Origin of the sequence: uncultured Amaricoccus sp. (assembly GCF_937891315.1) — a bacterium.
Classification (GTDB): Bacteria; Pseudomonadota; Alphaproteobacteria; order Rhodobacterales; family Rhodobacteraceae; genus Amaricoccus.
Genome location: NZ_CALAGI010000023.1, coordinates 1 through 14,989 on the forward strand (window position 1 = coordinate 1; position 14,989 = coordinate 14,989).

Sequence of the window (14,989 nt, forward strand, 5' to 3'; positions counted from 1 at the left end):
CGCCCTCCGGAGGTTTCCTCCGGGCGCGCGTCCGCCGCGACCTGCCACTGGCAGGCCGGCAAGACGCGTCCGCGGGAAATCCGCGAGGATACGGCGAACCTCAAGCGTGGATGCGATTGCCCCGCCCCGACTCACGCATCGTCCGCGCCGAGCACGCCGCGAATCGCGCGCAGGGTCGGCAGCGCCTCGCGCAGGCGGCGGGCGCCGAGTTCCTCCAGCAGGTCGTCGAAGACCGGCCCCATCGCATCCACCGCCCGGTCGCGCGCCGCCTGACCGGCCGGGCTGATGCCGATCCATTTGCGCCGCGCATCCTCCCAGTCAGGACGGACATGGATATAGCCGGCGGCGTCGAGCCGGGCGACGGTGTTGCTGATCGCGCCCTTGCTGACATGGAAGATCCGGGCCAGCTGCGCCGGGGTCTTCTCGCCGCCGAGACGGGCGAAATGGTTCAGCACCATGAAATGCGACAGCTCCATCCCCTTCGGCAGCGCCCGCGACAGGCGTGTCCGGGCGAGTTGCTCGATCATCACGATCTCGCTGAAGAAGACGATCATCAGAGGATCGCGCTCGGGAATGCTCACGATCGTTCTGGCGCCGCGTAGGGCCTGTCGTGGCCGAGCGAGGGCACCATCGCCCGCGCCCGCGCCACCGCCGCGAGATCGAGATCGACCAGCGTCACGCCGACATCCTCGCCGGCGTCGGCCAGAACCTCGCCCCAGGGTGCGACGGCGAGGCTGTGGCCATAGGTCCGCCGCGGCTTGCCCTCCGTCGCTGGATGCGTGCCGGTCTGCGCGGGGGCGAGCACGAAGCAGCCGGTTTCGATCGCCCGGGCGCGCAGCAGCGTGTGCCAATGCGCCTGCCCGGTCGGCACGGTGAAGGCGGCGGGGACTGTCAGGATCTCCGCCCCGGCCTGGGCGAGATCGCGATAGAGCTGGGCGAAGCGCATGTCGTAGCAGACGCTGAGCCCGATCCGCGCCGGCCCGTCGGCCACCACCGCTTGCGCGCCGGGACGAAATCCCGCGGACTCACGGTAGGTTTCGCCACCCGCCAGTTCGACATCGAACATGTGGATCTTGTCGTAGCGCGCGATGATGGCGCCGTCCGGCCCGATCAGGAACGAGCGGTTGGCGAAGCGTCCGTCCGCGTCGCCGGTCTTGAGCGCGAGGCTGCCGATCACCAGCCAGATGCCGAGCTCGGCCGCGACCGCGCGCAACCGGGCAAGGGTCGGGTCGTCCGCTTCGAGACGCAGGACCGCGTTCTGCCGCGCTCGGCTCGAAGAGACGATATTGCTCACTTCCGGTGTCGCGACCAGCATCGCACCGCCCGCCACCGCCTCACGGATCAGGCGCTCGGTCACCGGCAGGTTGGCGTCCGGATCGTCCCCGGAGCAGAGCTGGACCAGCGCGGCCCGCACGCCCTAGCCCGCCAGCAGCGGGTCGAGCTGACCGGCGTGGTCGAGCGCGTAGAGATCGTCGCAGCCGCCGACATGCCGCTCGCCAATGAAGATCTGCGGCACGGTATGCCGGCCGGACATCCGCTCCATCTCGGCGCGGCGGACGGGGTCGCCAGCCACGTTGATCTCCTGGAAACTCGCGCCCTTGCCGGTGAGCAGGCGTTTCGCAGCCGCGCAATAGCCGCAGGTGGGGGTGGTGTAGAGCGTGATCGGCGTCATGCGGGTTTCCGTTGGTAGGGCCCCCGCGACTATAGGCGGCTAGTCCTCGAAAGCAACGCGTGCGAGGACGAGGACATCGACGCGGGCCGCGCCGGGAGCGCGCAAGGTGTCGGCGCAGGCCGAGAGGGTCGCGCCGGAGGTGAGCACGTCGTCGATGAGCAGCACCGCCTTGCCGCGCACCGCCTCCACCCGTCGCGGCGTGACGAGGAAGGCGCCGGCCTGGTTGCGAAGGCGGGTCTCGCGGTTCATCCCCTCCTGCGGCGTGGTGAAGCGACGGCGGGTCAGCAGGTCGACGACCGCCGGCTTGCCCGACAGCGCCGCGAGCCGGCGGGCGAGCTCGGCCGACTGGTTGTAGCGCCGCCGCAGCAGGCGGCGCCAATGCAGCGGCACCGGGGCGATCAGGTCGGTCTCGGCCAGCAGCGGGCGCCCCGCGGTCGCCATCCATCCGGCGAGGGGCTTCACCATGTCGAGCCGGTCGCCGTGCTTCAGCCCGAGGATCACCTTGCGCGCCGCCCCGCGATAGAGCACGGCGGCGCGACCCCGGTCCCAGGCGGGCGGATGCCGCTGGCAGCCTTCGCAGAGATCGGCCGGCCCCGCCTCCTCGCCGATCAGCGGCGTGCCGCATTTGGCGCAGGTCGTGCCGTGGATGAAATGCGTCTCCCGCCAGCAGCCGGGGCAAAGGCCGCCGGGCGCGTCCGTCGGCTCGGCGCAGGCGAGGCAGCGCGGCGGATAGATCACGTTGATCAGCGTGGTTTTCAGCGCTTCCAGCATGGCAATGCCCGCCTTCCCGATCTATGTCCGGCGGTGAGGATCCGCCATGCCGCCGCCGCCCATCCTGTTCGACCCCGACCTTCTCGCCCGCCGCCGGGCGCGGGCCGAGCGCATGCCCGAGGATTTCCTGCGTCGCGCCGTGGCCGAGGAGCTTTCAGAGAGGCTGAAAGAGGTTAACCGAAGCTTTCGCGCCCCCGCGATCATCGGACCGCGCGGCGCGCTCTGGGCCGAGGCGCTCGACCTCGCCGGGGCGCGGCTGGTGCCAGACCGCGAGATTCTCGATCTCGAACCCGAGGCGCATGACCTCGTGATCCATGCGTTGGCGCTGCATTGGGCCAATGACCCGGTGGGCCAGATCGCGCAGGCGCGGCGGGCGCTCAGGCCCGACGGACTGTTTCTCGGCGCGCTCTTCGCCGGCGAGACCTTGCGCGAATTGCGCGAGGCACTGTCCCATGCCGAGATCGATGTCCTCGGCGGGCTCAGCCCGCGAGTGGCGCCGATGGGCGAGATCCGCGAGCTTGGCGGGCTGTTGCAGCGGGCGGGCCTCGCGCTGCCGGTGGCGGACGGATTGCGCTTCGACGTGACCTATCCCGATCCCTTCCGCCTGATGCGCGACCTCCGGGCGATGGGCGAGACCGGCGTGATGGTCGACCGTCTGCGCCGGCCGACTCCGCGCGCCGTCTTCGCCCGCGCCGCCGCGCTCTATGCCGAGCGGTTCGCCCTGCCGGACGGGCGGCTGCCGGCGACCTTCGAGGTGGTGGTGCTGACCGGCTGGGCGCCCGCGCCGCAACAACAGAAACCACTGCGGCCCGGATCGGCCCGTGTCCGCCTCGCCGACGCCCTCGGCGTCCCCCAACGAAACGCCGGCGAGGAACCGGGCGGCTGACGGCCGCGATTTGCAGGGACAAGCCATGGATTCAGCACCGTTCCAGACCACCCCGGACGCGGCCCGCCCGGCCTTCTCCGGCCTCGAGCATCCGAAGCTGTCGCCGGCCCGGGTCGGCGTTGTGCTGTCGAATCTCGGGACGCCGGATGCGACGAACTACTGGTCGATGCGCCGTTATCTGAGCGAATTTCTGTCCGACCGGCGGGTCATCGACTATTCGCCGCTATTCTGGCAGCCGCTGCTCCAGCTCGTGATCCTGACCAGGCGGCCGTTCACTTCCGGCAGGAACTACGCGAGCATCTGGAACACCGAGCAAGACGAAAGCCCGCTGCTCATCACCACCCGCGGCCAGGCGGCGGCGGTGGCGGAGCGGGCGCGCGCGGCCTATGGCGACCGGGTTCTGGTCGATTTCGCCATGCGGTACGGCAATCCCTCGACCGCCTCGGTCATCACCGGGCTGCGGGAACGGGGCTGCGAGCGGATCGTCTTTTTTCCGCTCTATCCGCAATATTCCGCGCCGACCACGGCGACGGCCAATGACGAAGCGTTTCGGACGCTGATGGCGATGAAATGGCAGCCGAGCCTCCGCACGGTTCCCGCCTATCACGATGATCCGCTCTATATCGAGGCGCTGGCGCAATCGGTGGAGCGGATCTACGCCGGGCTCGACCGTCGCCCCGACCTGCTGGTGACAAGCTATCACGGCATGCCGGAGCGCTATCTGGCCGAGGGCGATCCCTATCATTGCCAGTGCCGCAAGACGACGCGCCTGCTCCACGACCGGCTCGGGTTCGCCGAGGGAGAGGTCGTCGTCACCTTCCAGTCGCGCTTCGGGCCGGAGGAATGGCTGAAGCCCTATACCGTCGAGGAAGTGGCGCGACTGGCTCGGGCGGGCAAGAAGCGAATCGCGGTGATGGCACCGGCCTTCTCGTCCGATTGCGTCGAGACGCTGGAGGAGATCAACGGCGAAATCCGTCATGCCTTCGAAGCGGCCGGCGGCGAGGAGTTCGTCTATGTTCCCTGCCTGAACGAAGACACGGCCCATATCGACATGATGATGTCGATCCTGGGCCGTGAACTTGCCGGATGGGTCTAGGCCGATCGGGTCAGTGCCCGACCGCGGCGGCGGCGCGAGATTCGCGCTCAGACGTGTTCGCGCGCCCGCGGAGCCACGATATCGCGCGGACGCGTCGTCACCGTCGAAATGTCACCCGTGGCGCAGCGGATCGGCTGCCCCCGATAGATCGAGCGACCATCGCGCACCACAACCTCGCCACTGGCCAGCGCCTCGACGAATTCCCCCTGGATCGAGAGACAGCTTGACACCTGAATTGTCTGGAACGTCATCGCTTCCACCCTATTTGGGGACACCGTCCCGCTTTTTCCCAAAGGTTAACCGCGCGTCGATTGTGTGTCACGATTATTTCGCGAAACCAAGTCGAAAGTGCAACATCCGAAAAGGCACCTTAAGCCTGTGGTTGCACGGCGACAGTGGAATTCCCGCGCCTATAGCAGATCGCGCAGCACGGGGATGAGCGGCAGATCGGCCGGGGGCATCGCAAAACGCACCAGATCGGCCGCGCGCACCCACCGAAGCGCCTGGTGTTCGCGCGGCCGCGGAGTGCCCTGCCACCGCCGGCAGACAAAGAGCGGCATCAGCAGGTGAAAGTCATCATAGGCGTGGCTGGCGAAGGTCAGCGGCGCGAGGCAACTCGCCCAGGTATCGATCCCGAGCTCCTCCTCGAGCTCGCGAATCAGGGCGGCCTCGGGGGTTTCGCCGGCTTCGATCTTGCCACCGGGAAACTCCCAGAGGCCCGCCATCGCCCGCCCCTCCGCCCGCTGGGCGATCAGGACGCGCCCGTCGGGATCGACCAGCGCGACGGCCGCGACCAAGACCAGCTTCACGCCGGCTCCGCTCTCACGAGCGATAGTCCGCGTTGATCTCGATATAGCGATGCGTCAGGTCGCAGGTCCAGACCGTCGCGGCGCCGTCATCGATTCCGAGATCGACGCCGATCACCAGTTCGGCCTGTTTCATGTAGGCGGCGCCCGCCGCCTCGGCATAGCCGGGCGAGACCCAGCCGTTTTCCGCCACGAGGATATCGCCGAACCGGATCGAGAGACGGTCGCGCTCGGCCTTCTCGCCGGACTTGCCCACCGCCATGACGACGCGGCCCCAGTTCGGATCCTCGCCGGCGACGGCGGTCTTTACCAGCGGTGAATTGGCGATCGACAGGCCGACCCGCCGCGCGGCGACGTCGCTCTCGGCGCCGGTAACCTCGATGGTGACAAGTTTCGTCGCGCCCTCGCCATCCCGCACCACCTGCAGCGCGAGGTCGCGCATCACGCCGCCCAGCGCGGCGCGGAACACCTCGGCCCGCGGATCGTCCAGCCGCTCGATCCGGGCCATCGGCGCGCGCCCGGTCGCCGCCAGCACCAGCGTGTCCGAGGTCGAGGTGTCGCCATCGACGGTGATGCAGTTGAAAGTCGTCTCGTTCAGGCCCGCGACCATCTCGCGCAGGGGCTCGGCCGCGATGGCGGCGTCGGTGAAGATGAAGACCAGCATCGTCGCCATGTCGGGGGCGATCATGCCCGATCCTTTGGCGAAGCCGGCGATCGAGACCGGAACCCCGTCGATCTCCACTCGGGCGGTGGCGCCCTTGGGGAAAGTGTCGGTGGTCATGATCGCCCGCGCGGCCAGCGCGGCGGCGCCTGGCTCCAGCCGGTCGCGCAGCTCGGCCAGCTTCACGGCGATACGCTCGGCCGGGAGCGGTTCGCCGATCACGCCGGTCGAGGCGACGAAGACATGATCGGCCGGCACGCCCAGCGCAGCGGCGGTGGCATCCACCGTCACGCGCACCGCGTCGCGGCCGACCGCGCCGGTGAAAGCGTTGGAATTGCCGGAATTCGCCACGATGGCAAAGCCGCCGCCGCCCCCGCCGGCGCGCAGGGCGGCGAGCTTCTCCTCGCACCAGAGCACCGGCGCGGAGCGTGTGGCGGAACGGGTGAAAACTCCGGCGATCGCGGCGCCCGGGGCGATCTCGGCCAGCATCACGTCGAGCCGGCCCTTGTAGCGCACCCCGGCCTCGGCGGCGGCGAAGCGCACACCGTCGATCACCGGCAGTTCGGGAAAGCCTCCGGCGGGGGCGAGCGGCGAGATCGACGGCTTCGCCTTGACCGGCGCGACCTCCGACTTGCCGGACTTGCGCTTCTTCTTGTTCTTGCCCATCGCCGCCCCGCCGCCAGCTTACTCTTTGTTGACGAGATCGCTTTCGCGGATCGCGGTCGCGGGGACCGCCTCGGCGCTCATCTCGATCTTGGCGCCACCGCGCAGCGTTTCGAGCTTGGCCTGCAGCGCCTCCTGATGCAACTGCGCCTCGATCTGCGGCTTCACCTGGTCGAGCGGCGGCGGCGCGGACTCGCGCTTGGCGTTGAGCTTGACGATATGCCAGCCGAACTGGGTCTGGATCGGCCCGGCGACCGCGCCCGGCTCCAACGCGACGACGGCCGTCTCGAATTCCGGCACCATCTGGCCGGCGGAGAACCAGCCAAGTTCACCACCCGACTGGGCCGAGCCATCGGTGGAGTTGGCCTTGGCGAGCTCGGCGAAATCCGCCCCACCCTTGATCTCGTCGAACAGCTTCTTCGCCGCGTCCTCGGTTGCGACGAGGATGTGCGAGGCGTCGTATTCCGGCTTCGGCTGGAAGTCGGCGACCTGCTTGTCATAGGCGGCCTGCACGGCGGCGGCGTCCACCGGCTCGGCCATGGTCGCTTCCGCCACGCGGCCGGCGAGCGCGCCGCGCCGCTCGTTCTCCAGCATGAGCTTCACCGCGAGGGGATCGCTGTCGGGCGAGGCCGAGACCGTCTCGGCCAGAAGCGCCTGATCGACCAGCTGCTGCACGATGCCGGTCATCAGTGTCTCGTCCGGCAGGTTCTGGTACTGTTCAGGTAGCTGGTCGCGCATCGCGATGACATTGCCGAGCGTGATCGGGGTGCCATTGACGGTGGCGACGACGGTGGAGGCATCGTAGACGGCCGGATCCGCGGCGAAGGCCGACATTGGAGGCACGAGCGCGGTGCCCGCCAGAAGCCCGGCGATGAGAAGGCGGCGCATGTCTTGTTCTCCTGTTCGCGCCCATACGAAGCGGGCGGCGTATGAATTTCGTGGCGATGACCCCGGATCGGGGCGCCGTTGACAGCCGCGAGCGCGCCGCTTACATCCCTAGCCGGTCGAGATCGGCCGTTCGCGCAGGGCGCAGGCTTAGACCGTTCGGCGCCGGTGAACAAGCGCCCCCGTCATGACATTTCGGTGGGCTGGGACGAGGCGGCGGGGCGCGGAATCTGTGCCGCGCCGTCGGTATTTGGGGACGACAGGCCGATGCTGGGATTGGGCACCATTGCCAAGAAGGTCTTCGGAACGCCGAACGACCGCAGGGTCAAGGCCACGCGCCCGATGGTCGAGCGGATCAACGCGCTCGAGCCGGATTTCCGCGCCCTGAGCGACGCGGGCATCCGCGACAAGACCCAGGAATTCCGCGACCGTCTCGCGCACAAGGGCGAGACGCTGGACGACCTGCTGCCGGAAGCCTTTGCAAACGCTCGCGAAGCCGCGCGGCGGGCGCTCGGCCTGCGTCCTTTCGACGTGCAGCTCGTCGGCGGCATATTCCTGCATCAGGGCAATATCTCGGAGATGAAGACCGGCGAGGGCAAGACGCTGATGGCGACGCTGCCGGTCTATCTCAACGCGCTGGCCGGTCGCGGCGTGCATGTCGTCACGGTCAACGACTATCTCGCCCGGCGCGACGCGGAATGGATGGCCAAGGTCTATCACTCGCTCGGCCTCACTGTCGGCGTGGTCGTCCCCGGCATGTCGGAGACCGACAAGAAGGTCGCCTACGACGCCGACGTGACCTATGCCACCAACAACGAACTCGGCTTCGACTATCTGCGCGACAACATGAAGTCGGAGCTGTCCCAGGTCCTGCAGCGTGATCACTATTTCGCTATCGTCGACGAGGTCGATTCGATCCTGATCGACGAGGCGCGCACTCCGCTCATCATTTCCGGCCCGAGCCAGGACCGGTCCGATCTCTATGTCACCATCGACAAGCTGATCCCCGAACTGACCGCCGAGCACTACGATCTCGACGAGAAGCAGCGCAGCGCGACGCTGACCGAGGACGGCAACGAATATCTCGAGCGGCGGCTGCGTGAGCTCGATCTCTTGAAACCCGAGGATTCGCTCTACGACCCCGAGAGCACCACCCTCGTCCATCACGTGACCCAGGCCCTGCGCGCGCATGTGCTCTTCAAGCGCGACAAGGACTATATTGTCCGCGACGGCGAAGTCATGCTGATCGACGAGTTCACCGGCCGCATGATGACCGGCCGGCGGTTGAGCGAAGGGCTGCACCAGGCCATCGAGGCCAAGGAGAGGGTGCAGATCCGGCCCGAGAACGTCACGCTGGCGAGCGTCACCTTCCAGAACTATTTCCGCCTCTACGAGAAGCTGGCCGGCATGACCGGCACGGCGGCGACCGAGGCCGAGGAATTCTTCGAGATCTACAAGCTCGGGGTGGTCGAGATCCCGACCAACAAGCCGATCGCCCGCGCCGACCATGACGACCAGGTGTTCCGCACCTCGGCCGAGAAATATGCCGCGATCGTCGAGGAGATCGGCCGCGCCCATGAGGCGGGTCAGCCGATCCTCGTCGGCACCACCTCGATCGAGAAGTCCGAGATGCTGTCCGGTCTCCTGAAGCAGGCCGGCGTGCCGCACAATGTTCTGAACGCCCGCTATCACGAGCAGGAAGCCCGCATCATCGCCGAGGCGGGCGTACCCGGCGCGGTGACGATCGCGACCAACATGGCGGGGCGCGGTACCGACATCCAGCTCGGCGGCAATGTCGAGATGCATGTGATCGACGCGCTGGAGAAGGACGAGGCCGGCGCCGATCCCGCCGCGATCCGCGAGCGGGTCGAGACCGAGGTCGCGACGCGCAAGGAACAGGCGCTGGCCGCCGGCGGGCTCTATGTGCTCGCGACCGAGCGGCACGAGAGCCGGCGCATCGACAACCAGCTGCGCGGCCGCTCCGGCCGCCAGGGCGACCCGGGCCGGACGAATTTCTACCTCAGCCTCGAGGACGATCTCATGCGGATCTTCGGGTCCGAGCGGCTCGATTCCATGCTCGGCAAGCTCGGCATGAAGGAAGGCGAGGCGATCATCCATCCCTGGGTGAACAAGGCGCTCGAGAAGGCGCAGGGCAAGGTCGAGGCGCGCAACTTCGACATCCGCAAGAACCTGCTGAAGTTCGACGACGTGATGAACGACCAGCGCAAGGCGATCTTTGCCCAGCGCCGCGAGATCATGGAGAACCAGGACCTGTCCGAGGTGGTGGACGACATGCGCCACCAGGTGGTCGAGGATCTGGTGACCGAGCATGTTCCGGCCCGCGCCTATGCCGACCAGTGGAACGTCGAGGGGCTGGCCGAGCGGGTGGCGCATGTCTTCAACCTCGAACTGCCGATCGTCGCCTGGGCCGACGAGGAGGGCGTCGATGACGAGAATATCCGGGAGCGCCTGACCGCCGAGACCGACGCCAAGATGGCCGAGAAGCTCGCCCGCTATGGCGCCGAGACCATGCGCGCCATCGAGAAGCAGGTGCTGCTGCAGACCATCGATCAGAACTGGCGCGAGCATCTCGTCACGCTGGAGCATCTGCGCAGCGTGGTCGGCTTTCGCGGCTATGCCCAGCGCGACCCGCTGAACGAATACAAGTCCGAGGCCTTCCAGCTGTTCGAGGGGCTGCTGAACAAGCTGCGCCTCGAAGTCACCCGCATGCTCGCTCATGTCCAGGTGATGACCCAGGAGGAGCAGCAGGCGATGATCGCCGAGATGCAGGCCCGGGCGCAGGCCGCCCAGTCCGTCAATCTCGCCGCCGCCGACGCCGCGGAGGCGGCCTTCAACGCGCCCGCGCGCGAACCGGCGCTGGCCGCCGCCGGCCCGGCGCCCGCGCCGGCCGGTCTGGCAACGCCGGCGGGAGTGGCCGTCGAATCCGACGATCCCGCCACCTGGGCGCGCAGCGGGCGCAACGATCCCTGTCCTTGCGGTTCCGGCAAGAAATACAAGCACTGCCACGGCCGGGTCTGACGGGAACGTCATGACGGGACGCGGTGAGGCGGAGCCCGAGATCGCGGCCTATCTCGCGTTCTTCCGGGCCGCCGAGGCGCTGAAGGACACCCTGCGCAGCGGCCACACCGCGCGGGGGCGGCCCGAGAGCACCGCCGAACACACGTGGCGGCTCTGCCTGATGGCGCTGACGCTCGAGGATGCGTTGCCGGGTGTGGATGTCGGCCGGCTCCTGCGGCTCCTCATCCTGCATGACCTCGGCGAGGCGATCGGCGGCGACATTCCGGCGCCGGAACAGGGCACCGACAAGACCGCCGACGAGCGGGCCGATTTTCTGCGCCTGCTGGCGCCGCTGCCCGACGCCGGACGGGCGCGGCTGCTGGCGCTCTGGGACGAATATAACGCCGCGGCGACGCCGGAGGCACGGCTGGCCAAGGGGCTCGACCGGCTGGAGACGGTGCTCCAGCATACCCAGGGGGCCAATCCGCCGGATTTCGACTATGAATTCAATCTCGACTACGGTCGGACCCATACCGACGCGCATCCGCTGATCGCCGCGCTGCGGGCACCGGTCGATGCCGAGACCGAGCGGCTGGCCCGCCTGCGCGGCCGCCGCTGACCGTTCATTCAAGGACGAAACAATCCTCGATCCGCCCACCGAACGGCTCGCCTCGGTGTGCGAAGTTGAGGACAAGGTCGCTGTCGGGCGGGCCGGGATCATTATGGCCGAAGGTGGGTCCGGTGACCTCGGACAGCGAATTCCGCGGCGACCGGGGTGACGCGGGTCTTGTCGTTCGGCGTGAGGGTCGTCGGGTGAAGGGTCCGGTCGCGCTGGAAAGCTCGGTTGTCATGGCGCCCCGCGGATAGGCATATCTCTCCGGCGGCGATGGATGGAGCCGGGGTCATGCCATCGTCGGCGAACAGGTCGGACGCTGGTATTCGGTCCGGGACTATCCTATAGAATTCGCGTCGAACCTCGGCTGAGTGGAGCCGTCGCGGGCGTGGCGGAATGGTAGACGCAGCGGATTCAAAATCCGCCGTAGCAATACGTGTCGGTTCGAGTCCGACCGCCCGCACCATTTCCCTCCCTCATCGGAGGCGCCTCGGAACCACGGGTCGCGGACACATCAACCATCGCCGGGCGGGTCCTCGAACGTGCCGAAACCGTCGCACGGTGGAACGGCGACGGCCTCGGGCGGTGCGAGCCGAACATTGACGGTGACGCGCCTGCGCCCGCCCTTCCCGACATCACCTCCAGACTGCGATGCCTCGCCGGTCAAGCGAGTTCCATCGTCGGGCGGAATGCCGCGAAACCGACGGGCCGGCGCCGATCGCCGGCCTCGCACGGAGAGGAGTCGCGGCCGCGGGGGGCAATCCGCCAACCAGCCGGACGCGATCGCAGAGGCGGCGCTGGTCACTCCCGGCCAGCCCAGGGGACAAAGACCGCCTCGACGCGGCGCACGGTGAACTCGAGCACGAAGGCGATCGCGGCGATGATCAGGATGCCGAGGATCACCACCTCGGTGACGAGGAAGTTCGCCGCCGACTGGATCATGAAGCCGAGCCCCTGGTTCGCCGCGATCAGTTCCGCCGCGACCAGCGTGGTCCAGCCGGTCCCGAGCGCGATGCGCAGGCCGGTGAGGATCGAGGGCAGGGCGCTCGGCAGGACAACGAAGCGAATGACCTGACCCGGCGAGGCCCCCAGCGCGCGGGCGGCGTTGATCCGGTCGCGGCTGACGCCGCGCACCCCGGCGGCGGTGGAGAGCGCGATCGGCGCCAGCATTGCAATGCCGATCACCAGCACCTTGGATGGCTCGCCGATGCCGCACCAGATTATGATCAGCGGCAGGTAGGCGAGCGGAGGGATCGGTCGCAGGAATTCCAGCAGAGGGTCGAAGATCCCCCGCCCGACCGGCGACATGCCGATGGCAAGGCCGACCGGGACGCCGACGGCGACCGACGCCACGAGGGCGGCGAACACCCGCTTCAGGCTCGCGGCCAGATGTTCGAGCAGCGTCGCGTCGGCATATCCGTCGCGGGCGACCGACACGAACTTCGTCGCCACCGCCAGCGGCGAGGGCAGGAAGACCGGCGACACGAGGCGCAACTCGGTCGCGGTCGCCCAGGCAAGCAGAATGGCGAGGATGGTCAGCAGGCTGATGCGCCGCACGCTCCAGAACGAGCCCTCGCGCTCGGCGGACGGCCGTGGCGCATCGCTCGCCCAGTCCGTGCCGACATTGGTCTGCGATCCACTCATGCGGGTTCTCCTTCGAGGATGGAGGCGCCGAGCTCGGCGCGGGCCTCGGCGAATTCGGGCGCGGCCTTGATGTCGCGCACCGACTCGCCGGCACGGTAGCGGCGGGCGAAGCCGGTCTCGAACACCCGGACGATACGGCCGGGCCTCGGCGCCATCACCACGACGCGGGTGCCGAGCAGCAGTGCCTCGTCGATGCCGTGCGTGACCATCAACACGCCGATCGGGCTCGCCACCCAGATGTCGAGCAGCAAGGTCTGCATCTGCTCACGGGTCAGCGCGTCGAGCGCGCCCAGGGGTTCGTCCATCAGCAGGAAGCTCGGCTCGGCGGCCAGCGCCCGGGCGAGACCGAGGCGCTGGCGCATGCCGCCCGACAACTCCCAGATCGACTTGTCGCCCAGATCGCCGAGCTTGACCTGCGCGAGCAACGCGTCGGCGCGCGCCCGGCGTTCGGCCTTTGGCACGCCGCGCACCTTGAGCGCGAAGGCGACGTTCTCCGCCACGCTGAGCCAAGGGAACAGCGCCCCGCTCTGCAGCACAACCGCGCGGTCGGCGTCGGGACCGGCTATCGGCCGGCCATCGATGGTCGCGCTTCCTTCCGTCCACGGCGCGAATCCCGCGGCGACGTTCAGCAGCGAGGTCTTGCCGCAGCCGGAGCGGCCGGTCAGCACGACGAAGTCCCCGGTCGAAATCAAGAGCGAGGCCCCGGCCACAGCGGGTTCGGAGGCGCCGTCGTAGCGGATGGTGATGTCGGTGAGTGCGAGTCTGGCCATGATGTTGATTCTCGAAACAAGAAAAGTCCCGGCCCGCGTTCGGACCGGGAAAGCGTGGGAGGGAAAGCCGCCTAGTTCACCTTCGCGGCGTCGATGACGTAGTCGGCGGAGACATAGGCGCTGTAATCGCCGAGCGCGGCCTCGATGCGCCCCTGCTCCTTCAGAAACTCCGAGGTCGCCGCGATCGCCGTGACCGTGGCCCCGCCGAGATATGCGTCGGACGCCTGGTCAGCCAGCGGCGGGAAGACATATCCCTTGAGCAGCGTGGGCACATCCTCGACCTTGGCGCCGGTCAGCCGCGCGATCTCCCTGGCCTGGTCGGAGCTGGCGTTCCAGGCGGCCGGATTGGCGAGGAAACTGGCGTAGGTATCGCCGGTCACCTTGACGAAGCCGCGCACGGCGTCGGGGTGCGCTTCGGCGAAATCCTTGCGTACGATCCAGGCGTCGAATGTCGGTGCGCCCCATTCGGCCACCTGAGCGGAGTCAAGGATCACCTCGCCGCTCTCGCGGATCTGGCCAAGGGCCGGGTCCCAGATATAGGCCGCGTCGATGTCGCCGCGCTCCCAGGCGGCCGCGATCTCCGGCGGGCGCAGATTCAGGATCTCGACCTTGGCGGGATCGACGCCCTCGTGCCGCAGGGCGGCGAGCAGGCTGTAGTGCGTCGTCGAGACGAAAGGCACCGCGACCTTCTTGCCGACGAGGTCGGCTACGCTCGCGACGCCGCTGCCGTCGCGGGCGACCAGCGCCTCGGACTCGCCGATCAGTCCGACGATGTAGATCGTCTCGATCGGCAGCTCCCGGCTCGCCGCCGCCGCGAGCGGACTCGATCCGACATAGCCGATGTCCAGCGCGCCGGAAGCGATCGCGGCGATTACATCGGCGCCGCTGTCGAACTTGCGCCAGTCGATGGTGGCACCCGTCGCGGCCTCGTAGGTTCCGGCGGCCTGGGGCACCTTGGAAGGTTCGACCACCGTCTGGTAGCCGATGGTGAGCTTGAGGTCATCGGCGAAGCCGGCGGCCGGCAGGGCAAGCGCGATCAGCGCCGCTCCGAATGTGAGCAGTCGTTTCATGTCGGTTCTTTCTGGAACTGAACTAAGGGGAGTCGTCGCGGCCTACGCCGCCGCGTGGGGTCCGCCTTGGAGGCGACATCGATTGATTGGCTTTTGGTTGCGCATGGTCAGCTCCTCGACCTCAAACCTGCGGGGTGAATGGGAAATAGTCAATGAAATCCGCGCACTGTTCGATCCGGCGTTTGGAGCATCGTGTGCTTCGCAAGCGCCCGATGACGGATCAAATCCTCTCCTCGCGCGTTGGCCGCCGGCGTTCGCGACATTCCGCGGCTCACGCCGGCGCCATCGGCGCTCAGCGGCGCGATCCGGGCGCGCCGGGCGTGTTTCCGCGGCGTGTGGCGGTCCAGAGCGAGCGCTCCGAACCCGCTTGACGGTCGGTCTCGACAAGGCTGAGGGATATTCCTGCGCGCATGCCGGCGGCCGCCATGCATCAA

Annotated in this window: 15 protein-coding genes and 1 tRNA gene; 5 read left to right on the forward strand and 11 right to left on the reverse strand. The window is 68.4% G+C overall.

Annotation, left to right across the window (positions count from 1 at the left end; translation table 11 throughout):
* Positions 1-131: 131 nt before the first annotated feature.
* Genes Q0480_RS01445 through Q0480_RS01460 form a run of 4 tightly spaced genes read right to left on the reverse strand, consistent with a single transcriptional unit; the run spans position 132 to position 2,443 of the window.
* Positions 132-554 (reverse strand): MarR family transcriptional regulator, encoded by a 423-nt coding sequence (locus Q0480_RS01445; RefSeq protein WP_299129933.1) that lies wholly within the window; start codon positions 552-554, stop codon positions 132-134.
* A 23-nt stretch (positions 555-577) separates the two neighbouring features.
* Entirely contained in the window at positions 578-1,414 is an 837-nt protein-coding gene (locus Q0480_RS01450) for a carbon-nitrogen hydrolase family protein (RefSeq protein WP_299129935.1), read from the reverse strand.
* 3 nt (positions 1,415-1,417) lie between these two features.
* Complete coding sequence (gene grxC / locus Q0480_RS01455) at positions 1,418-1,672, reverse strand: glutaredoxin 3 (RefSeq protein ID WP_299129936.1); 255 nt, start codon at positions 1,670-1,672, stop codon at positions 1,418-1,420.
* Between the two features lie 39 nt (positions 1,673-1,711).
* Positions 1,712-2,443, reverse strand: coding sequence for a ComF family protein (locus Q0480_RS01460; RefSeq protein ID WP_299129938.1), 732 nt, complete (start codon positions 2,441-2,443; stop codon positions 1,712-1,714).
* A 46-nt stretch (positions 2,444-2,489) separates the two neighbouring features.
* Here Q0480_RS01460 and Q0480_RS01465 point away from each other — a divergent pair, with 46 nt between their 5' ends.
* Together Q0480_RS01465 and hemH are read left to right on the forward strand one after the other, a co-directional pair.
* On the forward strand, positions 2,490-3,329 hold the full coding sequence (locus Q0480_RS01465; protein WP_299129939.1) for a methyltransferase domain-containing protein: 840 nt from the start codon (positions 2,490-2,492) through the stop codon (positions 3,327-3,329).
* A gap of 25 nt (positions 3,330-3,354) precedes the next feature.
* The gene (hemH, locus tag Q0480_RS01470) at positions 3,355-4,425 is read left to right on the forward strand and encodes a ferrochelatase (protein ID WP_299129941.1); all 1,071 of its coding nucleotides are present in this window, start codon (positions 3,355-3,357) and stop codon (positions 4,423-4,425) included.
* Positions 4,426-4,472: 47 nt separating this feature from the next.
* On the opposite strand, the gene Q0480_RS01475 is transcribed toward hemH, so the two are convergent.
* The 4 genes from Q0480_RS01475 to Q0480_RS01490 form a co-directional block, all read right to left on the reverse strand.
* Positions 4,473-4,676, reverse strand: a complete 204-nt coding sequence (locus Q0480_RS01475; RefSeq protein ID WP_299129943.1) for a hypothetical protein — start codon at positions 4,674-4,676, stop codon at positions 4,473-4,475.
* 159 nt (positions 4,677-4,835) lie between these two features.
* Positions 4,836-5,234 (reverse strand): (deoxy)nucleoside triphosphate pyrophosphohydrolase, encoded by a 399-nt coding sequence (locus Q0480_RS01480; RefSeq protein ID WP_299129944.1) that lies wholly within the window; start codon positions 5,232-5,234, stop codon positions 4,836-4,838.
* 13 nt (positions 5,235-5,247) lie between these two features.
* Positions 5,248-6,558 carry a bifunctional glutamate N-acetyltransferase/amino-acid acetyltransferase ArgJ gene (gene argJ, locus Q0480_RS01485; RefSeq protein WP_299129946.1) on the reverse strand — a complete coding sequence of 437 codons (1,311 nt, stop codon included), beginning with the start codon at positions 6,556-6,558 and terminating at the stop codon, positions 5,248-5,250.
* 18 nt (positions 6,559-6,576) lie between these two features.
* The gene (locus tag Q0480_RS01490; protein ID WP_299129947.1) at positions 6,577-7,443 is read right to left on the reverse strand and encodes a peptidylprolyl isomerase; all 867 of its coding nucleotides are present in this window, start codon (positions 7,441-7,443) and stop codon (positions 6,577-6,579) included.
* 264 nt (positions 7,444-7,707) lie between these two features.
* Here Q0480_RS01490 and secA point away from each other — a divergent pair, with 264 nt between their 5' ends.
* From secA to Q0480_RS01505, 3 genes are all read left to right on the forward strand, one after another.
* Complete coding sequence (secA, locus tag Q0480_RS01495; protein WP_299129948.1) at positions 7,708-10,479, forward strand: preprotein translocase subunit SecA; 2,772 nt, start codon at positions 7,708-7,710, stop codon at positions 10,477-10,479.
* Positions 10,480-10,489: 10 nt separating this feature from the next.
* The gene (locus Q0480_RS01500; RefSeq protein WP_299129950.1) at positions 10,490-11,077 is read left to right on the forward strand and encodes an HD domain-containing protein; all 588 of its coding nucleotides are present in this window, start codon (positions 10,490-10,492) and stop codon (positions 11,075-11,077) included.
* 376 nt (positions 11,078-11,453) lie between these two features.
* Positions 11,454-11,537: transfer RNA gene (locus tag Q0480_RS01505), tRNA-Leu, on the forward strand.
* Positions 11,538-11,872: 335 nt separating this feature from the next.
* Here Q0480_RS01505 and Q0480_RS01510 read toward each other — a convergent pair.
* The 3 genes from Q0480_RS01510 to tauA form a co-directional block, all read right to left on the reverse strand.
* Positions 11,873-12,715 carry an ABC transporter permease subunit gene (locus tag Q0480_RS01510; protein WP_299129951.1) on the reverse strand — a complete coding sequence of 281 codons (843 nt, stop codon included), beginning with the start codon at positions 12,713-12,715 and terminating at the stop codon, positions 11,873-11,875.
* Entirely contained in the window at positions 12,712-13,485 is a 774-nt protein-coding gene (locus Q0480_RS01515; protein WP_299129952.1) for an ATP-binding cassette domain-containing protein, read from the reverse strand. Before Q0480_RS01515 ends, Q0480_RS01510 begins: the two co-directional genes overlap by 4 nt.
* 71 nt (positions 13,486-13,556) lie before the next feature.
* On the reverse strand, positions 13,557-14,555 hold the full coding sequence (gene tauA / locus Q0480_RS01520) for a taurine ABC transporter substrate-binding protein (protein WP_299129954.1): 999 nt from the start codon (positions 14,553-14,555) through the stop codon (positions 13,557-13,559).
* Positions 14,556-14,989: the final 434 nt, after the last annotated feature.